Below are 24,167 nucleotides of genomic sequence, written 5' to 3'. Positions count from 1 at the left end.
CAGGCGTCGCCGGTCATATCAACCTCCGGTTCCCGATCCGGCCTTGGCCGACGCGAACAGCGCGACGGCGTTGGTTATGCTCTGGGCCGCCTTGCCGCGCCAGTCGGCGTTGAGCAACTGCGCCTCGTCCTTGGCGTTCGAGAGATAACCGAGTTCGACCAGCACCGACGGCACATCGGGTGCCTTGAGCACCTTGAAACCCGCGGAGCGCTGCGGATTGTTGATAAGACCGACGCTGGTCGACAACTGGCCAACCAGCGTGTGGGCGAAACTCATCGAGAAATTGTGTGTTTCGCGGCGGATCAGGTCGATCAGGATGTCGGTGACTTCCTTGTTGTCGTTCTTGATTTCCATGCCGGCGAACTGGTCGGAGAGGTTCTCACGGTCGGCAAGCGCCTGCGCCTCGGGGTCCGAAGCCTTGTCGGAGACGGTATAGACGGTGGCGCCGCGAATGCCCTTGACGCTGATCGTGTCGGCATGGATCGAAATAAGCAGGTCGGCCTCATGCTGACGGGCAATGCGCACGCGGTCGTCCAGACGCAGGAATTCGTCTGTGTCGCGCGTCATGAACACATCATAATTGCCGACGGCCGCGAGTTTGTCGCGCAGCTCCGTGGCGAAGGCCAGCGTGACGTTTTTTTCGATGGTGCCGTTCAGGCCCTCGGCACCGCCGTCGATGCCGCCATGGCCGGGGTCGATAACCACGGTGAACCGATGGCCCGGATTGGAGACCGGCCCGGTGCCGACCCGCCCTCCCTTGTCGGTCGAAACGGTCGATCCGGTGGTCAGCGCCTGATTGGCAAGTGCGGCATCGAACTCGCGTTCGGATGCCGCCGACATATCGATGGCAATGCGGTAGCCGGTTCCGTCCTCGTTTTTGAGCACGTCGAGCTTGTCGACGGCAAAGGGTCCCTTGCCGGTGAGGATCAGACGCGAAACGCCCTCGCCGAGTTCGCCCAGGCGCACGCCCTTGACCAGGCCCCGCGCCTTCAAATCCTTGGCATCCACGGCGAATCTCGTATTCGCGAGATCGATGACAAGACGGTTGGGACCACGCAGCAGGAACCATTTGATATCGGGTTCGCGGTCGAAATCCATGACGATGCGCATCTTGGTGGCATCGCCGGCCATCTTGTAGCCTTTTGCCACGAGCGGAGCGTCGGCGGCACTGGCATTTGAGGACAAGACGGATGAGGCCGCCAGCAGCAGCAAGAGGCAGAAAGCGGCCAGGATCCGGCCGCCGACACGACATCCCTTGTCTGTGAAGTCCGCCAATCCCATCTCTCTTCCAGTCGCTCCCGGTTTGGCGCCCGGCGCCCGGTCGTTTCGTCGAAATGCCGGTTAGGCCGCGAACTCGATTAACGATTGGTATCCAGAGAAGGTTAACCAAGCCTTTTCATGCAGGGCCGCAAGCCTGGCTTTACGCTACGGAACGGCTTTTTGCCGGCATCGGAAATCGGGGTTGCCTTCCACCCCGCCAAATCATAAAAGCGATGGTGGATCACTGCAATCCTGGAACCGCCCTCCTCCGCAGCTTCTTGCTACAGGGTCAGACGTAAAGGCGGCTCCTTTCGCTTCAGGCGAAAAGGGTTCAGGTGATCGCGACGAATTTCGCAGGCGTGCTCCCGTGGCGGGGGAATCGCCTGCGTGAGGAAAACGGCCGGGTTTGTTCCCGTGCCGGCTCTGTATGAGCAAACAAGCTGGTCCGGTTCGTCCGGGCTTTGGTTCAAAAGGTTCTGTTGGTGACGATGGCTTCAAGCGCAATCATGGAAAGGTCCGCATCAAACCGCGCCATTATGGCTGCGGGCGGCACCGCCATGGCGCTCAAGCGGCGGCCGACGGACGTTCAAATATCCGGCACCCACATTCCAGACACGCAGCAGCAGACTTTGCCTCGCAAGCTGCGGCTGACGGCTGCCGGGGGGAAACGAAATAATGCCCAACAAAATGCTGATAGACGCCTCCCACCCGGAGGAAACACGCGTTGTCGTCATACGCGGTAACCGTATTGAAGAATTCGACTTTGAATCCCAGGACAAGAAGCAGCTCAAAGGAAACATCTACCTAGCCCGCGTAACGCGCGTAGAGCCCTCCCTTCAGGCAGCCTTTGTCGAATATGGCGGCAACCGTCACGGTTTTCTCGCCTTCAGTGAAATCCACCCCGATTACTACCAGATTCCGGTCGCCGATCGTCAGGCACTGCTGCGCGCGGAAGCGCAGGAGGCTGAGGACGAGGAGAACGAGGACGGCGACGGCGATGATCGCCAGAGCCGCGATCGCGGACGGCGCGGCCGCAGGCGCGGCGGCAAGCCCCGCGACCGGGGCGAGCACAAGCGCGATGCAGCCGATTCCGGCGAGGCGAGCGACGCTGCCGACGAGGCAGAAGAAGGTGCCGACGCTGGTGTCGAGGACATCTCGCACACGTCCGAGATCATTGAACATGCGGCTGATTCGTCCGAACATGCCGATGCGTCCGAGCATGGCGAGGATTCGGCCGAGCAGGACGAAGGCGAAATCCGCGAAGGCGGCCCGACGTCGATCGCCGCCTCGGTCGAGGCCGATGTGATTTCCGAAGCCGTCCCGCTGGCCGAACAAGGCAGCGAAGCGACCTCCGGCGACAATGATCGCGGCATGCTGGAAGAAGTGCAGTCCTCGCATCCGGACGATCACGAGGTCGAATCGGTCGGCGCCGAGGATGCGCTGGAAGAAGTGCGCAACCGCCGCAAGCCGGTGCGCCGCCAGTACAAGATCCAGGAAGTGATCAAGCGCCGGCAGATCCTCCTGGTGCAGGTCGTCAAGGAAGAGCGCGGCAACAAGGGCGCGGCGCTGACCACCTATCTGTCGCTGGCCGGCCGCTATTCGGTGCTGATGCCGAACACGGCGCGTGGCGGCGGCATTTCGCGCAAGATCACCAGCGCGGTCGACCGCAAGCGGCTCAAGGAGGTCGTCGCCGATCTCGAAGTGCCGCAGGGCATGGGCGTCATCCTGCGCACCGCCGGCGAGAGCCGCACCAAGGCAGAGATCAAGCGCGACTACGAATATCTGATGCGGCTTTGGGAAAATGTCCGCAATCTCACCTTGCAGTCCACGGCCCCTGCCCTGGTCTACGAGGAAGGCAGCCTGATCAAGCGCTCGGTCCGCGACCTCTACAACAAGGATATCGACGAGATTCTTGTCTCCGGCGAGGAAGGCTACCGCGAGGCCAAGGACTTCATGCGCATGCTGATGCCGAGCCACGCCAAGGTGGTTCAGCCGTTCCGCGACACGACGCCGATCTTCGTGCGCAACGGCATCGAGGCACAGCTCGACCGCATGCTGCAGCCGCAAGTGACGCTGAAGAGCGGCGGCTACATCATCATCAACCAGACCGAAGCGCTGGTTGCCATCGACGTGAATTCGGGCCGCTCCACCAAGGAGCACTCGATCGAGGACACCGCGCTCCACACCAATCTGGAAGCGGCCGAGGAAGTCGCGCGTCAGCTCAGGCTGCGCGATCTTGCCGGCCTGATCGTCATCGACTTCATCGACATGGAGGAGAACCGCAACAACCGCTCCGTCGAGAAGCGGCTGAAGGATCACCTCAAGAACGATCGTGCGCGCATCCAGGTCGGCCGTATCTCGCATTTCGGCCTGATGGAGATGTCACGCCAGCGCATCCGCGCCAGCGTGCTGGAATCGACCATGAAGCCTTGCCCGCATTGCGGCGGCACCGGCCATGTGCGCTCCGATTCGTCGGTCGCGCTGATGGTGGTGCGGGCGATCGAGGAATTCCTGCTCAAGGATTCGCGCAGCCACATCACGGTGCGGACGCCGGCGGCGACAGCACTCTACGTGCTCAACCACAAGCGCGGCACGCTGGTGGAACTCGAAAGCCGCTTCGGGCTGACGATCACCGTCGAGGCCGACGATTCGGTGGGTTCGCAGCACTATGCGATCTTCCGCGGCGCGTTGGCTGAAAAGCCGGAAGGCTTTGTCGAGGCGCGCAGCTTCCCGGCCTATGTCGAGCCGGACGAGCCCGAGGATGAGATTGCCGTCATCGAGGAAGACGACGAGGCGCCGATCCAGGCAGAACAGCCACGCCAGCAGCCGCAGCAACAGCAGCCGCGGCCCGCTGCCGGTGGTGAGGAAGGCGAAGGCCGCGACCGCAAGCGCCGCAAGCGTCGGCGTCGGCGTGGCGGCAAGGATCGCGATCGCGAACATGGCGCCCCTGCGGACGGTGCTTCCGTCTCGGCTCCGGCCGGCGAGTTTTCGGACTCGGACTCGGCCGCCGGAGATGGCGACGCGGAAGCGGACGACAATGCCCCTGTTGGTGTTTCCGAAACTCCTGCCACAGCTGAAGCTTCGGACGAAGGCCAGGGCAAGAAGCGCCGGCGCGGCAAGCGCGGCGGCAAGCGCAACCGCCGCGAAGACGGTGAAGGCGAGGCTGAGGCAAGTGCTGGCGAAGCAGCCGACGCGTCCGAAGGCGAAGTCTCGGCAACCGAGGTGATCGCCAGCGAGCCGGTGGTTACCGCAGCGGCCGAAGAGCCGGTGGTGCTTGCTCCGGCCAATGACGACGCGCCGAGCACGGAGAAGCCGAAGAAGCCACGCCGTGCCGCCAAGCCGAAGAAGGCCGCAGCCGAAATCGTCGCCGAAGAGCCGGCTGCCGAGGCGGAAGCACCGGTCGAGACGCCGGCCACGGCGTCCGACGAAGCAGCGGCTGTCGAGAAGGCACCGAAGGCCCGCCCGTCGCGGCGCAAGCCGGCGGCGGTGAATGCGCCGGTCGAGCCGGTGGTGTCTTCGACCGTAGCGGAAGAACCCGCGGCCAAGGCCGAGGACAAGACCGACGACAAGCCGAAACGCGGCGGATGGTGGCAGCGGAAGGGCTTTTTCTAAGCCTTTCAGCCACCTGAGCTAGTTTGTTGACAAAAATCCCGCGCCGTCTCGAAGACGGTGCGGGATTTTCTTATCTGGCGCTATTCCGGATCGCGAAAGGCTAAAACGCTTCCTTGATTTTTATGCATGTCGTTGTCCCAAAACCGCTGCGCACTTTTGGGCGACATGCATCACGGCGCGAAGATCGACCAGTTCATCATCCTGGCCAGCTTTTCCAGCGCGATCGACCCCAGCTTGGAGTTGCCGTTGGCATTGAGGCCGGGCGACCAGACGGCAAGCGACGCCACGCCCGGCACGATGCCCAATATGCCGCCGCCGACGCCGCTCTTGCCGGGGATGCCGACGCGGAAGGCGAAATCGCCGGAGCCATCATAGTGACCGCAGGTCAGCATCATCGCGCCGATGCGGCGTGCCCGTTCGGCCGACACCACGGAATGCCCGGTCGCCGGGTTCTTGCCGCCATTGGCGAGAAAGCGGCCGGCGAGCGCCAGTTGCCGGCAACTCATTGCGATGGCGCAATGGTGGAAGTAGACGCCCAGCGCCAGCTCCGGCGCGTGGTGGAGATTGCCGAAGGATTTCATGTAGTTGGCAAGCGCGAAGTTGCGATAGCCGGTGGCCCGTTCGGACGCCGCGACCTCACGATCGATGATGATCGTTTCGTCGTCGGCGAGGAACTGGATGAAGCGCAGGATTTCGCCGATCGCCTCGCGCGGCTGGTGGCCGGCAAGCAGGATGTCGGAAATGACAATGGCGCCGGCATTGATGAACGGGTTGCGCGGAATGCCGTTCTCATGCTCGAGCTGCACGATCGAGTTGAATGGATTGCCTGACGGTTCGCGGCCTACCCGCTGCCAAAGCGCGTCACCGACATTGCCGAGCGCCAGTGTCAGCGTGAACACTTTCGAGATGCTCTGGATGGAAAATGCCTGGTCGGCATCGCCGGCCATCAGCACGCGGCCGTCATTGGTGACCGCCGCGATGCCGAACTTCTTCGGATCGACCTTGCCCAGCTGCGGAATGTAGGAAGCGACGTCGCCGCGATCGGTGCGCTCGGCCATTTCGGCGGCGACTTCGGCCAATGCCCGATCAAGTTTGGGGGCCTGTTCAAGTTCCGGCATGGTGTTACCTCAACCAGCGTTCGATGCGCACCATTGCCTCGACCATGTCGTCGTGACTGCCGGCATAGGAGAAACGCATGGTCCGGTGCCCAGCCTGAGTGTCGAAGTCGCGGCCGGGCGTTGCTGCAACATGCGCCTCGGCCAGCATCTTTCGCGCAAAGGCCATGCTGTCATTGGTATGCCTGGTGACGTCACAGAACGCATAAAAGGCGCCGTCCATGGGCGCCGCCAGCGGAAAGCCGAGTTCCGGCAGGCGTTTCATCAAGAGCTCGCGATTCCAGGCGTAGCGGCCTTTTACCGCCTCCAGTTCCTCGGTCGCCCTGAACGCTTCGATCGCGGCAATCTGCGATAGCTCCGGCGGCGAGATGTAGAGGCTCTGGGCGACGCGCTCGACCGGCCGCACCAGTTCCTGCGGCAGCACCATCCAGCCGATTCGCCAGCCGGTCATGCAGTAATATTTGGAGAAGGAATTGATCACCGTCACATCGCCGCCATAGGCAAGTGCCGTGGTGTCGGGGGCGGCATAGGCCAGCCGGTGATAGATTTCGTCGGAGATGACGGCGATGCCGAGGTCCTGTGCCGTCCTTACCAGGGCCGCCAGTTCATCGGCTGGTATGACCGCGCCGGTTGGATTGGCGGGACTGGCGAAGAGAACGCCTTTCAGCGGCTTTTCACGATGCGCGGCTTCCAAATGGCCGGCATGCAGGTAGGCGGCGTCGCCGAGCTCGATCTCGACCACCTCGATGCCGAGTGCGGCCATGATGTTGCGGTAGGCAGGGTAACCGGGTGCCGCGATGGCGACGCGGTCACCCCGATCGAACATCGCCAGGAAGGCAAGATTGAAGGCGGCCGACGATCCCGTGGTCACCGCGATCCGGCCGGGCTCGATCTCAAGCCCGTAGTGATCGGCGTAGTGTCCGGCTATCGCCTTGCGCAAACCTGCCAGTCCGAGCGCGTCGGTGTAGCCGATGCGCCCATCCTGCAGCGCCTTGGCTGCTGCGGCGCGAACCAGAACCGGTGCGGGATCGGAGGGTTGGCCGACGGCCATCGAAACAACCGGCACGCCCTGGGACTTCAGCCGGTTTGCCTCTGCCAGAATGTCCATCGCATGGAAGGGCTCGACATTGCCACGGCGTGAGAGCGAAACGACCATTTAACCAGTATTCCCGATGACTGACGGCGCCAGGCACTGGCGCATGTGCCGCACAAATGCCCGATTGATGTGAGGATCACAAGTTGAGGAAGTTTCCGGCGCCGACTTTTCATCTTTCGCCCGCTCGTCTACCAGTGGACACATCATGTTGAGCCGACCCAGATCGACGATTGCCCAGGCAGCGCGCGTCTTCGCGACGCTTTCGCTTGGCCTTGCCGTTGCAATGTCGAGCTCGGTCAGCGCCTTCGCCCAGAACGTGCCGGTGGTGCGCGACGCCGAGATCGAGGCGCTGGTGCGCGATTACGCGCGGCCGATCTTCAGGGCGGCCGGCCTGGCGAATGACGGCATCGACATCGTCCTGGTCAACGACCAGAGTTTCAACGCCTTCGTCACCGGGCGTCGGCTGTTCATCAACACCGGCGCGCTGATGACGGCTGAAACGCCCAACGAGATCATCGGCGTCATCGCGCACGAAGCCGGTCATATTGCCGGCGGCCACCAGCAGAAGCTGCGCGACCAGCTCGAACGAGCCAAGACGATGGCCGTCATCGCGACATTGCTTGGCGCCGGCGCCATTGTCGCCGGTGCCACAACCAGCAGCCGCGGTCTCGCCGGCGCCGGCATGGGCGTGGCTGCCGGCGGCGGCGAAATGGCACAGCGCAGCATCCTCGCCTATCAGCGCACCGAGGAGATGACGGCCGACCGCTCGGCGATCACCTATCTCAACGCCACCGGCCAGTCCGGCATGGGCATGCTGAAGACATTCCGCCGCTTCCAGACCGCACTTTCGCTTTCGGGCGCCCAGGTCGATCCGTATCGGATCAGCCATCCGATGCCGCAGGACCGCATCGCCAATCTCGAAGTGCTGGTGAAACAGGACCCCAATGTCGACAGGCCGGACCCGCCCGCGCTGCAGCAGCGCCATGACATGATGCGGGTGAAGATCGCCGTTTACATGGAAGGCCAGGCGGCCGCGTCCCGGCTGATGCGAAAGATGCAAGGAACCCTCGCCGCCCAGTACGGCGACGCCCAGTCGACCTACCTGTTCGGCAACATCGCCGCCGCCCTCGCCAAGACCAATGCACTGATCAAAGCGCAACCGAAGAATGCCTACTTCCAGGAACTGCGCGGCGACATCCTGATGAAAGCCAACAAACCCAAGGAAGCCGCGGACGCCTATGCCAAGGCGGTCAGCCTCGATTCGGCTCGGTCCGGTCTGCTGCCGGTGTCCGTGGGCCAGGCGCTGATGGCCGTCGGCACGCCCGACTCCCTCAAAAAAGCCGTCGTGCAGATCAACAATGGCCTCGGTCGCGACAAGGAAAATTCAGCCGGATATCGCTATCTGGCGCAGGCCTATGGCGAGTTGGGCGACATACCTGGCGCTGAACTTGCCACCGCCGAAAGCCATTTCTATTCCGGCAACTACAAGGATGCGAAGATTTTCGCCATGCGGGCGCAGCAGCAGATGAAACGCGGCGAGCCGCGCTGGCTTCGCGCCCAGGATATCATAAACTACAAGCCGTCAACCAAGATCAAGTGAACCTTCCGGCCGCGCGCCACGACATAGCCAGACCGGAAAACAGGCAGAAGGAACAGGAACGATGAAAAAGGCACTGCTGCTGGGCACCACGGGGGTTGCGGTCGCTCTGGCCATGCTGGCTTTCGGATTCGTTGCCGGAAACCCGCAGATCGCCAAGGCCGGGACCGCACAGCCGGTCGAGACGGCGGCGGCCGATACCAAGATCGACCGCACCGAGGTCGAAGGCATCATCCGCGACTATTTGTTGAAAAACCCGGAAGTCCTCCTGGAAGTCCAGGATGCGCTTGAGGCCAAGCAGAAGGAAGAGCAACGCATCGCTCATCTCGGCGTGATCAAAGATGCCAAGGACCAGATTTTCAACTCCGCCTTCGACGGCGTCGTCGGCAATCCGACCGGCAAGGTCACCATCGTCGAGTTCTACGACTATAATTGCGGCTTCTGCAAACGTGCCATCGACGACATGAAGGCGCTGACCAAGACCGATCCGGACCTGCGTTTCGTGCTCAAGGAATTCCCCATCCTCGGACCGGATTCGCAGAAGGCGAGCGTGGTCTCGATGGCCTTCCACCTGATGCACCCGGAAAAGTACGGCGAGTTCCACAATGCGTTGCTCGGCGGTCAGGGACGCGCCACCGAGGCGGCGGCCATGAAGGTCGCGCTGTCGCTCGGCGCCGACGAAGCGGCGCTGCGCGAGAAGATGAAGGACCCGACAATCAACGAGGCCCTCGCCAAGACCTACGATCTTGCCAACAAGCTGGCGATCACCGGAACGCCGTCCTATGTCGTCGGCAACGAGGTGGTGTTCGGGGCGCTCGGGCAGGAAGTGCTGGCTGAAAAGATCGAGGCGGCGAAAGCCGCGCTCTGATCTTGCTCGCCAGCTATCTCTCACTGGCACATTTCCACCTGTTGTGGACAGTGAAAGAACGCACTTGCGCTCTTTCCGCGGGCGGCTATGCCCATTATAGAGGGCCCAGCGCGCCGGCTTGATGACGGCGCCGGGAAAGGTCGGCTTTTTTGAAAACGGTTTTCGTCCTGAACGGTCCCAATCTCAACGCGCTCGGCAAGCGCGAGCCGGGCATCTATGGCGGCAAGACGCTTGCCGCGATCGCCGACGACTGCAAGCAGGCAGGCACGGCGCTGGGGTTCGAGATCGATTTCCGCCAGTCGAACCATGAGGGCGACCTTGTCGACTGGATTCAGGAAGCCGGCGACAAGGCTGTCGGCATCGTCATCAACCCGGGCGCCTACAGCCACACCTCGATTGCCATCCACGACGCCATCCGCGCCGTCGCACCATTGCCGGTGGCCGAAGTTCATCTTTCCAACATCCATGCGCGGGAACCATTCCGCCACGTCTCCATGGTCGCGCCGGTCGCCGTCGGCATGATCTGTGGCTTTGGGCCGCTCGGCTATACGCTGGCGCTACAGGCGCTGGCCGCACGCCTATGACCGGCCAACAAACAGAAGGCTCGAAAATGTCGATAAAGAAGACCGGTGTTGACCAGCAACTGATCCGCGATCTGGCGGGCATACTGAACGACACCAACCTCACCGAGATCGAGGTTGAACTGGGCGACCTGAAGGTGCGCGTCTCGCGGCAGGCGCCGGCCGTTCATGCAATCGCGGCGCCGCAACCGGCCTATGCGCCGGCAGCAGCGCAGGCTGCCGCCGTTGCCGTGCCTGTGGTGGCGGACCTTTCCAAGAATGCGGTCACCTCACCGATGGTCGGCACGGCCTATTTGGCTCCGTCGCCGGACGCCAAGGCATTCATCGAAGTCGGCCAGAAGGTCAAGGAAGGCCAGACGCTGCTGATCATCGAAGCAATGAAGACGATGAACCAGATCCCCTCGCCACGCGCCGGCACGGTGACCGCGATCCTTTTCGAGGATTCGCAGCCGGTCGAATATGGCATGCCGCTCGTCGTGATCGAGTAGAGCGGGCCTGATGTTTCAGAAGATCCTCATCGCCAATCGCGGCGAAATCGCCCTCCGGGTGCTGCGCGCCTGCAAGGAACTCGGCATCCAGACGGTGGTGGTGCATTCGACCGCCGATGCCGACGCCATGCATGTGCGGCTCGCGGACGAGAGCGTCTGCATCGGTCCGCCGCCATCGCGCGACAGCTATCTCAACATCCATCAGATCGTTGCGGCCTGCGAAATCACCGGCGCCGACGCCGTGCATCCGGGCTACGGCTTCCTGTCGGAGAACGCCAAGTTCGCCGACATACTGGCCGCGCACAACATCACCTTCATCGGTCCGTCCGGCGACCATATCCGCATCATGGGCGACAAGATCGAGGCCAAGCGAACCGCCAAGCGCCTCGGCATTCCGGTTGTGCCCGGTTCGGACGGCGCCGTCACCGACCAAAAAGAAGCCAGGCGCATTGCCGCCGAGATCGGCTATCCCGTGATCATCAAGGCATCGGCCGGTGGTGGCGGGCGCGGTATGAAGGTAGCGCTTACCGAGGCCGACCTTGAGGTCGCCTTGCAAACGGCGAGCACGGAAGCCGGTGCGGCCTTCGGCGACGATGCGGTCTACATCGAGAAATACCTGGAAAAGCCGCGCCATATCGAGGTGCAGGTGTTCGGCGACGGCTTTGGCCGCGGCGTGCATTTCGGCGAGCGCGACTGTTCCTTGCAGCGCCGCCACCAGAAAGTCTGGGAAGAGGCGCCCTCGCCGGCCCTCAATGCCGAAGAGCGCGCCCGTATCGGCGGCATCTGCGCCAAGGCGATTGCCGACCTCGGCTATTCCGGCGCCGGCACGATCGAGTTCCTCTACGAAAATGGCGAGTTCTATTTCATCGAGATGAACACGCGCCTGCAGGTCGAGCATCCGGTGACGGAAGCGATCACCGGCATCGATCTCGTGCATGAGCAGATCCGCGTCGCTTCCGGCGGCGGCCTCTCGGTGAAGCAGGAGGACATCAAGTTCAACGGCCACGCCATCGAATGCCGCATCAACGCCGAGGACCCACGCACCTTCACCCCCTCGCCCGGTACGATCACCCATTTCCACACACCGGGTGGTCTGGGCATCCGCGTCGATTCCGGCGTCTATTCCGGCTACAAGATCCCGCCCTATTACGACAGCCTGATCGGCAAGCTGATTGTACATGGGCGTAACCGCGTCGAGTGCATGATGCGCCTGCGCCGCGCCCTGGACGAGTTCGTCGTCGACGGTATCAAGACGACGCTGCCGCTGTTTCGCGATCTCGTCGGCAATGCCGACATCGCCAATGGCGATTATGACATCCACTGGCTGGAAAAATACCTGGCCAAGGAAGAGTAGCGCGGAGACGCGATGACCCGCCCCTACGCGCCCGGCTATCGCATCCCCACCGACCTGCTGCTCAAGGCCTACGCCTCGGGCGTCTTCCCAATGGCAGAAAGTGCCGGCGACCCGGAGGTGTTCTGGGTGCGGCCGGAGACACGTGGCATCATCCCGCTTGACGGCTTTCACACGCCGAAAAGTCTCTGGAAAACGATCAAGAAACATCCCTTCGACATCCGTTTCGATTTCGATTTCGAGGCGACCATCGACGGCTGCGCCGAAAAGCGCGCGGAGCGGCGCTCGACCTGGATCAATGCGCCGATCCGCGAAGCCTATATCGAGTTGCATCGGATAGGCCATTGTCATTCGGTCGAAGCGTGGCGTGAGGACCGGCTGGTCGGCGGCCTCTATGGCGTGTCGCTCGGCCGGGTGTTTTTTGGCGAGAGCATGTTCGCCAGAGAGACGGACGCTTCCAAGACCTGCCTCTTCTACCTCGTCGAGCGCTTGAAGGCGCGGGGCTTTGCTCTGCTTGATACGCAGTTCACCACCGAGCACCTCAAGCGGTTCGGCGCGGTCGACGTGCCGCGCGGCAAGTATGAGAAGATGCTCGCCGATGCGTTGAAGGGCGAGGCAATATTCTATCCCTGAGGATTGAGCCTACTTCCCGGTAGCGGCTTCCAATGGCGTCTGCGAATGGAACATCATCTTCCAGCCGTTGGCGCGATGGACGTAGCCGGTGCTGACCAGCGCGGCATAAGCCTCGCCATTCTCCCGTGTCGCACGCGCCTCGTAAGTCAGCATGATGATGTCGCTGCCCGGCTCGATAATGCCCTTGAGATCCATCTGCAGGTTGCGCCAGCGGTTGGGCTTGGCCGCGGTCTTGGCCAGATCCGCATTGTCCATCGCCTGTGCCATCTGCGGAAATGCCACCAGGCATTCGGTGTCGGCGTTGGCCGCGTAGTAGGCGGAGTCGCCCGTCCAGAATCCCTTTTCGAGTTCCAGCAATTCGGCCTTGCTAGCCGTGATCCGTTTGCTGTCTGACATCGGAAGATCCTCCTTGCGCATGAATGTGCGCTCGTCCGTGGCCCAACGCATTGTGGCCAGGACGGTTCCGGGGGATCAGTTGGTGTCGGTAGTATCGGGTTCCGAAGCGTCCGGCTCCGTCACATCAGGCGTTGTGACGTCCGGAGTGGTCGCGGCTTCCGGTTTGGCTGCGGCGGGCTTGGGAGCCTCCGCTTTGGTTGCGTCACCCTTGGCTCCGTCGGGCGCCGGCACATCCGACTTCTGCTTGCAGGCCTTCAGCCAGACGTCGTAGACGGCATGCTCGACGGCGTTGAGGCCGGGGCTTTCGGCAAACATCCAGCCGGTGAAGATGCGGCGGATCTTGCGGTCGAGCGTGATCTCGTCGACCTCGACGAAGGAATCGGTCTTCGGCGCCTCCGCCTGCGGCCGCGAATAGCAGACGCGCGGCGTCACCTGCAAAGCGCCGAACTGCACCGTCTCGTCGATATAGACATCGAAGGTGATGATCCGGCCGGTGATCTTGTCGATACCGGCAAACTCGGCAACGGCATTGGTAACCCGGTCCGCTCCCGCGGGCGGCGCCGGCGCGGGTGCCGCGGGCTCAGGCGAAGCGGCGAAGGCCACGGTGCTGACGGCAAGACCGGCGGCTAGCGCCAGACTGGCCGATATTGAGTAAGAAAAGCTCATGCAAAGATACCGGTGGTTCGCGCCCGGGTGATTCTGTCGATCGCCAAGGCTAGTCGCCGTTTTCTGATCAGCAAGCAGCTAAACACCAATTGTGGCGATAAAGGACCGGCTTGCACCCTGTCGCTACGACCCGGGTGTCCAGGCATCGTAGTCGCCGGTGACCTGCGGGCGATGCTGATTGGTGAGCACCGAGCCCTTCGGGCGATAGGCCGCCGGGCTGCCGGTCAGATTGGGCTGATGCGGCTTCTGCCAGTCGCGTGGCTTGTAGTCCTCGCTGGACGGCGCGACGTCGACACGGTGGTGCATCCAGCCGTGCCAGCCGGGCGGTATCGCCGAAGCTTCCGAATAATTGCGGTAGATGACCCAGCGGCGCGTGCGGCCTTCCGAATCGATGCCGCCTTCGTAGTAAAAATTGCCGGTCTCGTCCTGGCCGACCTTCTTGCCATACCGCCACGTGTGCAGGCGGGTTCCTATCGTCTGGCTGTTCCACCAGGTGAAAAACTGCGTAAGGAAAGTCTTCATCTCAAAACCCTCGCGCCGGCAGCGCCCGTTTCCTGCTTATGGCGTCAGGCCTTGCCGAAGGCAAGGCTTTTGCCACGGCGTGTGCGCAAATGGCTTTCCTGAAACCCGACACAAGCCTGTGATCCTGCCGGTGGCTGCATGCACGCTTGCCAAGCCTTTGCGGTGTTTCTAAAGCTCTGCGCGCCCATGCTTGTATCCAGCCCGGCTTGAGGCCAAAGGAGGTGACGATTGGCCACGGAATTGCCGACCACCGACATGCGCATCAGCGCCGAGGCGATTCGCCACCGCAAGGGCGGCACGCCGATCGTTTGCCTGACCGCCTATACCTATCCCATCGCCCGTCTGCTTGATCACCATGTCGATCTGCTTCTGGTCGGTGACAGTGTCGCCATGGTCCTCCACGGCCACAAGACGACACTGGGTGCCTCGCTGGAGATGATGATCGCGCATGGGCAAGCCGTGATGCGCGGCTCGGCCAGTGCCTGCGTCGTCATCGACCTGCCGGCTGGCAGCTATGAGGTCACGGCAGCACTTGCCGTCGCCTCGGCGCGGCGGGTCGTCGACGAAACCGGCTGCCAGGCGGTGAAGCTCGAAGGCGGCGTCGACATGGTTAGCCAGATCGCGGCCATCGTCGCCGCCGGCATTCCGGTCATGGGGCATATCGGCCTGCAGCCGCAATCGGTCGAGAAGGACGGCGGCTACAAGATCAAAGGCCGCACCGAGGGGGCTGTTGCGGCATTGCTTCGCGATGCGCTCGCCGTCGAGAACGCCGGGGCTTTCTCGGTGGTCATCGAAGGCACGGTCGAGAGGGTCGCCGCCGATATCAGCCGCCGCCTCGCCATTCCAACCATCGGCATCGGCGCCAGCGGCGACTGCGACGGCCAGATCCTGGTCATCGACGACATGGTCGGGCTGACCGTCGATCGCGTGCCGAAATTCGTCAAGGAATACGCCGACCTGCGCAGCGCGATCTCGCATGCCGCAAAGAGCTATGCAGCAGAAGTGCGAAACCGGACCTTCCCGGGCCCCGGCCATGTCTTTTCGGCGACAAACAGCAGGGATGACGCATGAGCCAACCCGTCGTCGTCGACAGCGTTGCCGCACTTCGCACGCAAATCCATGACTGGCGCCGTGACGGCCTTCGTGTCGCCATGGTGCCGACTATGGGCGCTTTGCACGACGGGCACATCTCGCTGGTCAGGATCGCGCTCGAAAAAGCCGAGCGCTGCGTCGTGTCGATCTTCGTCAACCCGACACAGTTCGCGCCGAGCGAAGACCTCGACAAGTACCCGCGCCAACTCGCCCGCGATCTCGACCGGCTCGGCGCGGCAAAGGCCGACCTTGCTTTCACACCGACGGTTGGCGAGATGTATCCCGCCGGCTTCGCCACGAAAATCTCGGTCGGCGGCCCCTCCGCCGGGCTCGAATCGGACTTTCGGCCGACCTTTTTCGACGGCGTCGCCACCGTGGTGGCAAAGCTCCTCCTGCAGGCAACGCCCGACTTTGCGGTCTTCGGCGAGAAGGACTACCAGCAGCTTTGCGTGGTGAGACAGCTCTGCGGCGATCTCGACCTGCCCGTCGACATCGTCGGCGCCCCGACGATACGCGACGCGCATGGTCTCGCCATGTCGTCACGCAACGCCTATCTCGATGAGGCCGAACTGAAGGTCGCCCGCCAACTCAACGTGATATTGCGCAAAACGGCAGTGGCCCTGGCGGCAGGCGCCCACCAAAACGACGCAACCGAAGAGGCTATCCGCGCCCTCATCGCCGCCGGTTTCCAGAAGGTCGACTATGTCGAGGCACGCGAAAGCCTGACGCTTGCGCCATGGCGTCGAAACCGCGAAGGGCGTCTTCTCGCAGCAGCATGGCTCGGCAAAACCAGGCTAATCGACAATGTGGGGGTTCCCGCTGCCTAGCGAAGGCTCGATCCGCCGCGGCGGGTTGCTGCCGCGCCTAGCTCTCGCTCTTTTGCCGGCCGGCCCTGACGATCAGGTGTCCCGCGACGATCCCAACCACCCCGGCAAAGGCTTTCACCAATGCATCGATGAGGCGTGCATGGCGACCGGGATCAATGAGCTGAAGCAGTTCCAGCATGCCGGCGATCACAGCCACAAAGATCACCACTTGATACAGTCGGTTGGGGAAGCCGACCGCGAGGGCGAAGCCCAGCAGGACATAAGCCATGGCACGCTCGACATTTGCTTCAGCGAGATGCGGCCGCATCTGGATCGGCGACAAGGTCGCGAAAATGATGATGGCGAGCAGCGCCAGCGCCGCAGTGCGGAACAATTTGGTCATGGCCCTTGCATATCCGTGGTGAGCCGGCACGGCAAACGCCGCGATGACGCATGGCCGGGTCGCGGCCGCCATTGCTGCCCGCCAGTGGCCTTCGCCGAACTATTCCTCGGTCGGCATATGCAGATACATTGACTGGATGCCGACACGCCCCGGTCCGGTGAATCGGTTGACGATGAAATTCATGTTGGCGCCGAAGAAGCCGCTCGACAGGCGATCGATCTTGGTTTCCATCCTGACCGAGGCATCCTTGAACAGCCAGCCGCCTGGTTCGATGTCGATGGTTTCGCCGGCGGCGAGCGTCTTTTCGAAGACGTTGCCATAGCCGTGCAGCCAGACGATGCCATCGCCGGAATCACCGCGAAAGCGTTCGATGAAAAAGCCGCTCTGGCCGAACAGCATCGTCGCCAGGCCGCGCACCCGTTCGAAGGTGTAGTCGACATTGCCGGTGGCGGCGAGAAACTGGTGCTCGCGCACCTGGATCTCTTCGCCGTGCCTGAGATGGATCGGCACGATGTGGCCCGGCCCATCGCGGCTGAAGGCAATGATGCCCGCCCCCGACGCCTCGGTGACGAAGATCTGCATGCCGGCCATCATCCGCTTCAGCGCGCCCTTCAGCGATTTCAGGCCGATGGTGATGGTGGAATTCTTCCACAAAAGGATGTGGTGCTCGAAATAGACCGGCATGCGCGTGACATCGACCGAAAGCACCGGCACCAGCTCGCCCGCTATATGATAGGTGACGCCGCCAAAGGTCTCGTCCGACACCTGTGTCGGCATCAGTTCCGGCAAGCTTGGCATGACGATTCCCCAAGCTGCCTCGCATGCCACCGGTCAAACACCGATCATGGCTGGGGTCAGCGGCCACAGCTTTGCGCTCGATATTTGCGCCGTCAAATGAAAGCGGTGCGCTCGAGGGTCCAGTCGCAACAACGTGATGCAATCGCGCGATCATCGAGCGCTCAGGCGGTCAGCATCCGCTCAAGAATCAACGCAGCAATACCGGACTGCGCCGGCCCATAATTGTCGGCCCGGCCAATCTCGGCAAAGCCGTTGGCCAGATAGAAGGCGACCGCACGCCTGTTCTGCTCCACGACCTCGATGCGTAGAGAGCGGGCTTCCGGAAAATTCTCGATCACCTCATCGAGCAACATCCCGCCGATGCCCCGGCCTTGCAGGTCGGGTGCGACATGGAGCTGTTGCAGGTCGACCACGGTGCCGCCTTCGACGCTTTCGGCATAGGCGACGCCGCCGATGCGCTTGCCGTCGTCGGCGACCAGGAATTCGGCATTCGGCCGCTCAAGGCTAGCTCTCAATTTCGCCGGCGAACACCAATCCTCGATGACCCGGTCGATCCGGTCAGGGCCATAGACCGCGTCATAGGTCGTGTGCCAGGTTTCGACCAGCAGCGCCCGGATGGCCGTCAGATCACGTTCACCTGCGGTGCGGACAAACACCGCGCTACTCGATGCCCAGCTTGGTCTTGACGAGGTCGTTGACCGCTTGTGGATTGGCCTTGCCGCCGGTCACCTTCATCACCTGGCCAACGAACCAACCGGCCATGCTCGGCTTGGCGCGCGCCTGTTCGACCTTGTCGGGGTTGGCTGCAATCACCTCGTCTACGGCCTTCTCGATGGCGCCGGTGTCGGTGACCTGCTTCATGCCACGGCTCTCGACCAGCTGGCGCGGATCGCCGCCCTCATTCCAGACGATCTCGAACAGGTCCTTGGCGATCTTGCCGGAAATGGTGCCGTCCTTGATCAGATCGATGACCGCGCCAAGCTGCTCGGGGGAAACCGGAGCGTTTTCAATGTCTTTTCCGGCCTTGTTCAATTGCCCGAGCAGATCGTTGATGACCCAGTTGGCGGCGAGCTTGCCGTCGCGGCCGGCGGCCACCTTCTCGAAATAGTCGGCGATCGGCTTTTCCGAAACCAGGATCGAGGCGTCATAGACCGACAGGCCGAGCGACGCGATCAGCCGCGCCTTCTTGTCGTCTGGCAGTTCCGGCAATTCCTTGGCCAGCGCATCGACATAGGCCTGGTCGAATTCCAGCGGCAAGAGGTCCGGATCGGGGAAGTAGCGGTAATCATGTGCCTCTTCCTTGGAGCGCATCGAACGCGTCTCGCCCTTGACGGCGTCGAACAGCCGCGTCTCCTGGTCGATCTTGCCGCCATCCTCGAGAATGGCGATCTGCCGGCGCGCCTCGTAGTCGATGGCCTGGCCGATGAAGCGGATCGAGTTGACGTTCTTGATCTCGCAGCGCGTGCCGAACTCGCCGCCCGGCTTGCGCACCGAAACGTTGACGTCGGCGCGCATCGAACCTTCGTCCATGTTGCCGTCGCAGGTGCCGAGATAGCGCACGATGGTGCGCAGCTTGGTGACATAAGCCTTGGCTTCGTCGGCCGAGCGCATGTCGGGCTTGGAGACGATCTCCATCAGCGCCACGCCGGAGCGGTTGAGGTCGACATAGGACATGGTCACATGCTGGTCGTGCATCGACTTTCCGGCATCCTGCTCCAGATGCAGCCGCTCGATGCCGACCTCGATGTCCTCGAATTCGCCCTGACGATCGGGGCCAACGGAAACGATCACCGTGCCCTCGCCGACGATCGGCTGCTTGAACTGCGAGATCTGGTAGCCCTGCGGCAGGTCTGGATAGAAGTAGTTCTTCCGATCGAAGACCGACTTGTGGTTGATCTGCGCTTTCAGCCCAAGGCCGGTGCGGATCGCCTGCTTGACGCATTCCTCGTTGATGACCGGCAGCATGCCGGGCATCGCCGCATCGACCAGGCTGACATTGGCGTTGGGCGCCGCGCCGAAAGCGGTCGAGGCGCCGGAAAACAGCTTTGCTTCCGATGTAATCTGGGCATGGACCTCGAGGCCGATGATGATCTCCCAGTCGCCGGTGGCACCGGAAACAAGGCGCTTGGCGTCGGGCGTGCGGGTGTCGATGAGGGACATGGTGGCCTGCGTATTGGAACTGCGGATAATGCGTTTCGCACACTTTGGTGTGCAACTTCGCTAGTGCAAACCGCCAAAAGAGACAAGCGCCCAAAAAACACAAGCGCAAAGCCGCGGACTGGCCTTTTCAGCCGCGTTCGCCTATAGGAGGTCCATTCCAATGGAGAGTGGATGTCCACTTACGCTCAGTCCCGGTAAGGCCCTGACCTCCTGGCGAGGCAGGGCAGAAAACCTGAAACCCCGTGCCGCGAAGCTTCGCGGCGGCGGCATTTTTTGTTTTCCCGGAAAACTCTCACATGGATATTTCGCGCAGCGCATGACCCCGAAAATCGGTATCGATTTTCGGAAAGGATCATGCGCCAAATCATAAGTGCCACAGCGTCCTTTGCGCGTCCAAGAGGACGCGCGGCGCTGTGGAAACAGCGCATCCTGCACCTGCTCGCGCAGGGCGGACGCATTGAAATCGAAAAGAACGAGAAGAAACGGATCGCCTCCGTCAAATGCCTGACCCGCGACGGCTGGCATTATCCGGGCGTCGATCTCGAGCTGTTTCGAAAACTGAAGCGGAAGAAGGCTGTTTCTTCGTCTGACGGTGGACCCTACCGCATCACCCGGCGCGGGCTCGCACTCGTCCGCTCCGAACTCGACAACAGGTAACCACGGCTCCGCCGGTCGGTTCTCCGGCCGGCGGTTCGCCTCACCGCTCAGGCGGTGGCGATGTAGGCTCTGATCTCGTCGGCCTCGCGCTCGACATCCTCGATGCGGCGCTTGACCACGTCGCCAATGGACACGATGCCATCGAGCATGCCGTCCTTTTCCACCGGCAGATGGCGGAAGCGGCCTCGGGTCATGATCTCCATCACCTCGTTGACGGTGTGGTTTTCGTTGCAGATCTTCACTTTCGGCGTCATCGCCGAACGCACGGGGATATCGAGCGCGGCTCCACCTTCGCGGGCGACAACCCGGACGATGTCGCGCTCTGACAGGATGCCGACGATCTTGCGATCGCCATTGGTGATGACCAGCGCCCCGATCTTGTGCTCTGCCAGGATACGGATGGCTTCGCTAAGCTTTTCGTTCGGCCCGAGCGTCAACACGTCATGGCCTTTTCTCTCGAGAATTGCCTTAACCGTCATGGCGTCCTCCTCTGCTTTGCCTGCCGGTTCCTGCCCTGACCGGCCTTCACGTAAGAGTGAACATCGTGCGCCGTGATCGGTTGCATTTCAAGTGTGGTGGTCGGCCGTCTCCCATTCGGGCGCCTGCCATCGCCTGTCGAACCAGCGCAGGCCGAAGAAGCCGGCGACAAAGCCGCCAATATGGGCCTCCCAGGCGATCTGGCCGTCTACCCCCGGGGCAAAACCGAGCAGGCCGGTGGCGAGATTGATGACCATCCACATGGCAAGGAAAATCACGACACCGCGTAAGCGCAACACGAATGCGATCGGCAGCACCGGGCCGGCGAAGGCGGCCTTGCCGGCCGAACGATCGGTGCGGAAGCCAAAACGCGCCGCAGCCCCCATCATGCCTGATATCGCACCGGAAGCCCCGACCAGCGGCGCCTCACCGTAAGGATGCAGTGCCCAGAAAAGCGCGACCGAAGCCAGCCCGGTTGCGGCAAAGAACAGCGCGAACCACAGCGTTCCCAGACGGTTTGCCAATGGTGAACCAAACGCGGCGAGCCACACCATGTTGATGGCGATATGGGCAAAGCCGCCATGCATGAACGCGTAGGTGAAGGGCCGCGAAAACAGGAACCAGTCGAAGCCGTATTGCCCGGTGTAGAGAACGGGGATGAAGGCCCCGTCATACAGCAATGTCATCTGCTGGGATTCGCTCAACACATATTGCTGCAACAGATAGACGACGACGCAGATGCCGATCACCGCCAGTACGACGGGCGGCAGGTTGAACACCGGCTCGCGCCGCGGCTCGGGCGCGCCCTCGACCGGGTCGGCTTCCGAGGGAATTACCGGTTCACTCATTTGAAATTGCACTCACTGCGGGATTCCAAGTTCGAGCATCTAGATCAACGCGGACCGAACAGCAAACCGCGAATCATCTGGCGCGAATCAAAAAAGAAGCCGTTCAAGGTTTCCCTTGAACGGCCGGTCGAGCCCCCTGCTCCCTAAAACTCTGACTGAAGTGCTGCCGATCGTCGCGAAACGACCGCTTCTGGAGTGGTTTTTGTGTGCCACGGGGCTCGCTCAGACGCAACGTAAACCACTTGTTAACCTTAACGGCCCCGACCCGTGAACAAGTGTTAACGACGCTGGCACGCTTCCTGCTCCGCAACGCATGTAGGTCCTCGGAGGGCGCCCTTCTGTTCACCGATGGGACATCAGACGACAGATTGCGCGGAGCAGCATAGCATGAACCAGAATGGATCGATCACGCTGTTCCAATATTGGAACCGCCTGCGTGATGGACGCCCCGCCCCGAAGCGTTCGGAGGTCGAACCGGCCGACATCAAGTCGCTGCTGGCCGACACCTTTATCCTGGAACGTGACACGCGCGGACAGGCCGTATTCCGGCTGGCCGGCACAAGGCTTTGCGCCTGCTACGGCCGCGAGCTCAAGGGGTTTTCCTTTCCATCGCTGTGGCGCGAGAAGGACCAGCGGCTCGTCTCGCGCCTGATCCATGGCGTGTTCGAGCAGAAATCGGTCGTGCTCATCAGCTATGAGGGCTTCAGCCGCAACGGGCGCTCCAATAAGTTCGAACTGCTTGCCCTGCCGCTGGACGGCGGCGTCGAAAATCCGCGCTGCCTGGGCGTCATCAGCGCCGTGGAGAAACCCTTCTGGCTGGGTGCCGATCCGATCACCGATGCGTTGATCGATTCGATCCGCGTCATAGATCCGGAGAAGGAGCTTCTGAACAATCGCCCGGCGATCGATGTTCCCTCGCTTGTTCCCGATGAACTTGGGGCACCCGAGACGATCTCGGCGCTCGGCCGGGTGCGTCGCATCCGTCATCTCGTCGTCTTCGATGGCGGGCGCGAGGAATAGTCCGCTGTTTTTTGAGACCTGATGCACGTCGCCCAAAACTGCGCGGCGGTTTTGGCACCACGGCCTGCAAAAAGGAAAACGCTGGAGCGCCCGCTTTTCCCCTTTGTTAACCCGCTTTGTTGTACTTCTCTGATGAAGTTCCTCGCATCGGCGCGCGGGATGCCAAACGGGGTGTAGGCAGTCATGAGGTCAGCGGCGGTCGACTATGCGCCGTCCCAAGCTGAAAGGCGAAACTTTCAGCGCGTCCGGGTTAAAATTTACGGACGCTTCATGCTGGAAGACCGCACCGAACATCCCTGCCAGGTCGTCGACATGTCACCGGGCAATGTCGCGTTTCGCACCGACCGCATCGGCATGCCCGGCGAAAAAATCATCGCCTACATCGATCATATCGGCCGCATCGAAGGCGTCGTCACACGCACCTTGCAGGACGGTTTCGCAATGACCGTCATTGCGTCGGATCGCAAGAAGGACAAGCTGGCCGCGCAATTGACCTGGCTGGCCAACAAGCATGAACTCGACCTGCCGGAAGATCGCCGCCACGAGCGCGTCGCACCGCGCAATCCGACAAGCGTGCTGCAGCTCACCGACGGCCGCCAGTACCAGTGCCGCATCATCGACCTTTCGCTCTCCGGCGCCGCTGTCGAAATCGACGTCAAACCGGCGATCGGCATCCAGGTCATGCTTGGCACCATGCGCGGGCAGGTCGTGCGTCATTTCGAGGACGGCGTCGCCATCGAATTCGCTGTGATCCAGCGTCCCGAAACGCTTGATTCCGAATTCAACACGCCACGCGCCTGAGCAGGCCCGACAGCAACATTCCAGGAACCGGCCCTTGCGGCCGGTTTTTTGTTTCTGGGAGCTTGTTTCTGGGAGCGCTCCGTGCCCGAGGTGGGAGCCTTCAGATCCAAACGAATTAATACTCAAATGATTCAAATTTTACGTTTATTCTATTGGAGTTTTACTCAATATCTACTTCGCGCTTTTGCGTCAAATAAATCCACATGTGGCAATGTCTCCTTCGAACGGGGAGACTACAACAATGAAGAAAACGAGGGGCAAGCTGTTGCTGGCGGCAATGGCGATGCAGCTTTCCGCTTGGGGATCAGCATATGCCGCGGGACCGGCCTATATGCACACCGGCGGACGCACCACCCAGCCTGTTGGTCACTATGAGTTCTGCCAGCGCATTCCCGGCGAATGCAGCGAACGGACCCCCAGGGGTGCGCCGGTCGAACTGACCCGCAAGCTGTGGGCGACGATCGTCAACATCAACAATTCGGTCAACACCCGCATCAAGCCGCGCACCGACATGGAAAACTACGGTGTCGAGGAATATTGGGCCTATCCGGCCAATGGCTATGGCGATTGCGAGGATTACGCGCTGGAAAAGCGCCGCGAGTTGATGGATGCGGGCGTCCCCGCCGGCAATCTGCTGATGACGGTGGCGCGCCAGCCGAATGGCGACGGCCACGCGGTGCTGACCGTGCGCACCAGCCTCGGAGAATTCATCCTCGACAATCTTGAGACCAAGGTCCTGTCCTGGACGGACACCGACTACACCTATCTCAAGCGCCAGTCAGACCAGAATTCCGGCGTTTGGGTGACGATCAATGACGGCCGCTCCGACGCGGTCGCCAGCGTCCGCTGATTTAACAGAGATCAAGCGCGCCGCGTGAATGCGAGGCGCTTCAGGAGAAACCCGGTCGTTGGGGACGGGG

25 protein-coding genes are annotated in these 24,167 nt (G+C 62.2%); 13 read left to right on the top strand and 12 right to left on the bottom strand.

The features are described 5' to 3' along the window. Positions 1–18: 18 nt before the first annotated feature. A complete protein-coding gene (locus LB559_RS30560; protein ID WP_063168091.1) occupies positions 19–1,281 on the bottom strand; it encodes an N-acetylmuramoyl-L-alanine amidase in 1,263 nt (420 codons plus the stop codon). A gap of 654 nt (positions 1,282–1,935) precedes the next feature. Here LB559_RS30560 and LB559_RS30555 point away from each other — a divergent pair. Continuing rightward, on the top strand, positions 1,936–4,872 hold the full coding sequence (locus LB559_RS30555) for a ribonuclease E/G (protein ID WP_024503887.1): 2,937 nt from the start codon (positions 1,936–1,938) through the stop codon (positions 4,870–4,872). 170 nt (positions 4,873–5,042) lie between these two features. Here the strand turns inward: LB559_RS30555 and LB559_RS30550 are convergent, their stop codons facing one another. Beyond that, positions 5,043–5,990: a glutaminase gene (locus tag LB559_RS30550; RefSeq protein ID WP_013531363.1), complete on the bottom strand. Its 948-nt coding sequence runs from the start codon at positions 5,988–5,990 to the stop codon at positions 5,043–5,045. A gap of 4 nt (positions 5,991–5,994) precedes the next feature. After that, entirely contained in the window at positions 5,995–7,143 is a 1,149-nt protein-coding gene (locus tag LB559_RS30545; RefSeq protein ID WP_027160394.1) for a pyridoxal phosphate-dependent aminotransferase, read from the bottom strand. Between the two features lie 145 nt (positions 7,144–7,288). Between LB559_RS30545 and LB559_RS30540 the strand changes: the two genes are divergently transcribed. The 6 genes from LB559_RS30540 to aat all read left to right on the top strand — a co-directional run bounded on the left by LB559_RS30540 (position 7,289) and on the right by aat (position 12,601). Then, positions 7,289–8,683: a M48 family metalloprotease gene (locus LB559_RS30540; RefSeq protein ID WP_224675719.1), complete on the top strand. Its 1,395-nt coding sequence runs from the start codon at positions 7,289–7,291 to the stop codon at positions 8,681–8,683. 61 nt (positions 8,684–8,744) lie between these two features. Continuing rightward, positions 8,745–9,548: a DsbA family protein gene (locus LB559_RS30535; RefSeq protein WP_013531360.1), complete on the top strand. Its 804-nt coding sequence runs from the start codon at positions 8,745–8,747 to the stop codon at positions 9,546–9,548. Positions 9,549–9,697: 149 nt separating this feature from the next. Continuing rightward, complete coding sequence (gene aroQ, locus LB559_RS30530; protein ID WP_013531359.1) at positions 9,698–10,132, top strand: type II 3-dehydroquinate dehydratase; 435 nt, start codon at positions 9,698–9,700, stop codon at positions 10,130–10,132. Positions 10,133–10,158: 26 nt separating this feature from the next. Continuing rightward, positions 10,159–10,617, top strand: coding sequence for an acetyl-CoA carboxylase biotin carboxyl carrier protein (gene accB / locus LB559_RS30525; protein ID WP_013531358.1), 459 nt, complete (start codon positions 10,159–10,161; stop codon positions 10,615–10,617). Between the two features lie 10 nt (positions 10,618–10,627). Beyond that, positions 10,628–11,971, top strand: coding sequence for an acetyl-CoA carboxylase biotin carboxylase subunit (accC, locus tag LB559_RS30520; RefSeq protein WP_013531357.1), 1,344 nt, complete (start codon positions 10,628–10,630; stop codon positions 11,969–11,971). Positions 11,972–11,983: 12 nt separating this feature from the next. Continuing rightward, positions 11,984–12,601, top strand: coding sequence for a leucyl/phenylalanyl-tRNA--protein transferase (gene aat, locus LB559_RS30515; RefSeq protein ID WP_024503883.1), 618 nt, complete (start codon positions 11,984–11,986; stop codon positions 12,599–12,601). Between the two features lie 9 nt (positions 12,602–12,610). On the opposite strand, the gene LB559_RS30510 is transcribed toward aat, so the two are convergent. From LB559_RS30510 to LB559_RS30500, 3 genes are all read right to left on the bottom strand, one after another. After that, positions 12,611–12,997 (bottom strand): hypothetical protein, encoded by a 387-nt coding sequence (locus LB559_RS30510; RefSeq protein WP_024503882.1) that lies wholly within the window; start codon positions 12,995–12,997, stop codon positions 12,611–12,613. A gap of 75 nt (positions 12,998–13,072) precedes the next feature. Next, the gene (locus LB559_RS30505; protein ID WP_224675718.1) at positions 13,073–13,663 is read right to left on the bottom strand and encodes a DUF2155 domain-containing protein; all 591 of its coding nucleotides are present in this window, start codon (positions 13,661–13,663) and stop codon (positions 13,073–13,075) included. 123 nt (positions 13,664–13,786) lie between these two features. Next, positions 13,787–14,185 carry an NADH:ubiquinone oxidoreductase subunit NDUFA12 gene (locus tag LB559_RS30500; protein ID WP_013531353.1) on the bottom strand — a complete coding sequence of 133 codons (399 nt, stop codon included), beginning with the start codon at positions 14,183–14,185 and terminating at the stop codon, positions 13,787–13,789. 255 nt (positions 14,186–14,440) lie between these two features. Between LB559_RS30500 and panB the strand changes: the two genes are divergently transcribed. Together panB and panC are read left to right on the top strand one after the other, a co-directional pair. Next, entirely contained in the window at positions 14,441–15,256 is an 816-nt protein-coding gene (gene panB / locus LB559_RS30495; protein ID WP_198327644.1) for a 3-methyl-2-oxobutanoate hydroxymethyltransferase, read from the top strand. Then, the gene (gene panC, locus LB559_RS30490; RefSeq protein ID WP_224675717.1) at positions 15,253–16,104 is read left to right on the top strand and encodes a pantoate--beta-alanine ligase; all 852 of its coding nucleotides are present in this window, start codon (positions 15,253–15,255) and stop codon (positions 16,102–16,104) included. The genes panB and panC overlap by 4 nt, the downstream gene beginning before the upstream one ends. Before the next feature lie 37 nt (positions 16,105–16,141). On the opposite strand, the gene LB559_RS30485 is transcribed toward panC, so the two are convergent. The 4 genes from LB559_RS30485 to gatB form a co-directional block, all read right to left on the bottom strand. Further along, positions 16,142–16,558 (bottom strand): hypothetical protein, encoded by a 417-nt coding sequence (locus LB559_RS30485; RefSeq protein ID WP_224621586.1) that lies wholly within the window; start codon positions 16,556–16,558, stop codon positions 16,142–16,144. A 27-nt stretch (positions 16,559–16,585) separates the two neighbouring features. Further along, the gene (locus LB559_RS30480; protein ID WP_224675716.1) at positions 16,586–17,284 is read right to left on the bottom strand and encodes an AIM24 family protein; all 699 of its coding nucleotides are present in this window, start codon (positions 17,282–17,284) and stop codon (positions 16,586–16,588) included. A gap of 161 nt (positions 17,285–17,445) precedes the next feature. Next, a complete protein-coding gene (locus tag LB559_RS30475; RefSeq protein ID WP_063168096.1) occupies positions 17,446–17,940 on the bottom strand; it encodes a GNAT family N-acetyltransferase in 495 nt (164 codons plus the stop codon). Between the two features lie 4 nt (positions 17,941–17,944). Further along, the gene (gatB, locus tag LB559_RS30470) at positions 17,945–19,444 is read right to left on the bottom strand and encodes an Asp-tRNA(Asn)/Glu-tRNA(Gln) amidotransferase subunit GatB (RefSeq protein WP_063168097.1); all 1,500 of its coding nucleotides are present in this window, start codon (positions 19,442–19,444) and stop codon (positions 17,945–17,947) included. 354 nt (positions 19,445–19,798) lie between these two features. On the opposite strand from gatB, the gene LB559_RS30465 reads away from it, so the two are divergent. Further along, the gene (locus tag LB559_RS30465; protein WP_013531345.1) at positions 19,799–20,101 is read left to right on the top strand and encodes a YjhX family toxin; all 303 of its coding nucleotides are present in this window, start codon (positions 19,799–19,801) and stop codon (positions 20,099–20,101) included. A gap of 47 nt (positions 20,102–20,148) precedes the next feature. Here the strand turns inward: LB559_RS30465 and LB559_RS30460 are convergent, their stop codons facing one another. Both LB559_RS30460 and LB559_RS30455 read right to left on the bottom strand, forming a co-directional pair. Beyond that, on the bottom strand, positions 20,149–20,580 hold the full coding sequence (locus LB559_RS30460) for a CBS domain-containing protein (RefSeq protein ID WP_013531344.1): 432 nt from the start codon (positions 20,578–20,580) through the stop codon (positions 20,149–20,151). 87 nt (positions 20,581–20,667) lie between these two features. Next, positions 20,668–21,426: a rhomboid family intramembrane serine protease gene (locus LB559_RS30455; protein ID WP_013531343.1), complete on the bottom strand. Its 759-nt coding sequence runs from the start codon at positions 21,424–21,426 to the stop codon at positions 20,668–20,670. 387 nt (positions 21,427–21,813) lie between these two features. Here LB559_RS30455 and LB559_RS30450 point away from each other — a divergent pair, with 387 nt between their 5' ends. From LB559_RS30450 to LB559_RS30440, 3 genes are all read left to right on the top strand, one after another. After that, on the top strand, positions 21,814–22,446 hold the full coding sequence (locus LB559_RS30450; RefSeq protein ID WP_024503876.1) for a PAS domain-containing protein: 633 nt from the start codon (positions 21,814–21,816) through the stop codon (positions 22,444–22,446). Positions 22,447–22,629: 183 nt separating this feature from the next. After that, positions 22,630–23,247: a PilZ domain-containing protein gene (locus LB559_RS30445; RefSeq protein ID WP_013531341.1), complete on the top strand. Its 618-nt coding sequence runs from the start codon at positions 22,630–22,632 to the stop codon at positions 23,245–23,247. Positions 23,248–23,488: 241 nt separating this feature from the next. Next, on the top strand, positions 23,489–24,097 hold the full coding sequence (locus LB559_RS30440) for a transglutaminase-like cysteine peptidase (protein WP_063172304.1): 609 nt from the start codon (positions 23,489–23,491) through the stop codon (positions 24,095–24,097). The last annotated feature ends 70 nt before the right edge of the window (positions 24,098–24,167 follow it).

Origin of the sequence: Mesorhizobium sp. BR1-1-3, assembly GCF_020165455.1 — a bacterium.
GTDB lineage: Bacteria > Pseudomonadota > Alphaproteobacteria > Rhizobiales > Rhizobiaceae > Mesorhizobium > Mesorhizobium ciceri.
Note: the sequence above shows the minus strand (reverse complement) of the source record. Positions and strands in the feature narration are given on the sequence as shown.

What these genes read in the sequence shown, in the direction of transcription:
- LB559_RS30535 (WP_013531360.1), top strand. Translation starts at nt 8,745, where the DNA reads ATGAAAAAGGCACTGCTGCTGGGCACCACGGGGGTTGCGGTCGCTCTG.
- LB559_RS30465 (WP_013531345.1), top strand. Translation starts at nt 19,799, where the DNA reads ATGCGCCAAATCATAAGTGCCACAGCGTCCTTTGCGCGTCCAAGAGGA.
- accB (WP_013531358.1), top strand. Translation starts at nt 10,159, where the DNA reads ATGTCGATAAAGAAGACCGGTGTTGACCAGCAACTGATCCGCGATCTG.
- LB559_RS30445 (WP_013531341.1), top strand. Translation starts at nt 22,630, where the DNA reads ATGAGGTCAGCGGCGGTCGACTATGCGCCGTCCCAAGCTGAAAGGCGA.
- LB559_RS30510 (WP_024503882.1), bottom strand. Translation starts at nt 12,997, where the DNA reads ATGTCAGACAGCAAACGGATCACGGCTAGCAAGGCCGAATTGCTGGAA.
- accC (WP_013531357.1), top strand. Translation starts at nt 10,628, where the DNA reads ATGTTTCAGAAGATCCTCATCGCCAATCGCGGCGAAATCGCCCTCCGG.
- LB559_RS30545 (WP_027160394.1), bottom strand. Translation starts at nt 7,143, where the DNA reads ATGGTCGTTTCGCTCTCACGCCGTGGCAATGTCGAGCCCTTCCATGCG.
- LB559_RS30555 (WP_024503887.1), top strand. Translation starts at nt 1,936, where the DNA reads ATGCCCAACAAAATGCTGATAGACGCCTCCCACCCGGAGGAAACACGC.
- LB559_RS30550 (WP_013531363.1), bottom strand. Translation starts at nt 5,990, where the DNA reads ATGCCGGAACTTGAACAGGCCCCCAAACTTGATCGGGCATTGGCCGAA.
- LB559_RS30440 (WP_063172304.1), top strand. Translation starts at nt 23,489, where the DNA reads ATGAAGAAAACGAGGGGCAAGCTGTTGCTGGCGGCAATGGCGATGCAG.
- LB559_RS30500 (WP_013531353.1), bottom strand. Translation starts at nt 14,185, where the DNA reads ATGAAGACTTTCCTTACGCAGTTTTTCACCTGGTGGAACAGCCAGACG.
- LB559_RS30480 (WP_224675716.1), bottom strand. Translation starts at nt 17,284, where the DNA reads ATGCCAAGCTTGCCGGAACTGATGCCGACACAGGTGTCGGACGAGACC.
- LB559_RS30450 (WP_024503876.1), top strand. Translation starts at nt 21,814, where the DNA reads ATGAACCAGAATGGATCGATCACGCTGTTCCAATATTGGAACCGCCTG.
- aat (WP_024503883.1), top strand. Translation starts at nt 11,984, where the DNA reads ATGACCCGCCCCTACGCGCCCGGCTATCGCATCCCCACCGACCTGCTG.
- LB559_RS30505 (WP_224675718.1), bottom strand. Translation starts at nt 13,663, where the DNA reads ATGAGCTTTTCTTACTCAATATCGGCCAGTCTGGCGCTAGCCGCCGGT.
- LB559_RS30485 (WP_224621586.1), bottom strand. Translation starts at nt 16,558, where the DNA reads ATGGCGGCCGCGACCCGGCCATGCGTCATCGCGGCGTTTGCCGTGCCG.
- LB559_RS30455 (WP_013531343.1), bottom strand. Translation starts at nt 21,426, where the DNA reads ATGAGTGAACCGGTAATTCCCTCGGAAGCCGACCCGGTCGAGGGCGCG.
- LB559_RS30540 (WP_224675719.1), top strand. Translation starts at nt 7,289, where the DNA reads ATGTTGAGCCGACCCAGATCGACGATTGCCCAGGCAGCGCGCGTCTTC.
- LB559_RS30460 (WP_013531344.1), bottom strand. Translation starts at nt 20,580, where the DNA reads ATGACGGTTAAGGCAATTCTCGAGAGAAAAGGCCATGACGTGTTGACG.
- panB (WP_198327644.1), top strand. Translation starts at nt 14,441, where the DNA reads ATGCGCATCAGCGCCGAGGCGATTCGCCACCGCAAGGGCGGCACGCCG.
- gatB (WP_063168097.1), bottom strand. Translation starts at nt 19,444, where the DNA reads ATGTCCCTCATCGACACCCGCACGCCCGACGCCAAGCGCCTTGTTTCC.
- LB559_RS30560 (WP_063168091.1), bottom strand. Translation starts at nt 1,281, where the DNA reads ATGGGATTGGCGGACTTCACAGACAAGGGATGTCGTGTCGGCGGCCGG.
- panC (WP_224675717.1), top strand. Translation starts at nt 15,253, where the DNA reads ATGAGCCAACCCGTCGTCGTCGACAGCGTTGCCGCACTTCGCACGCAA.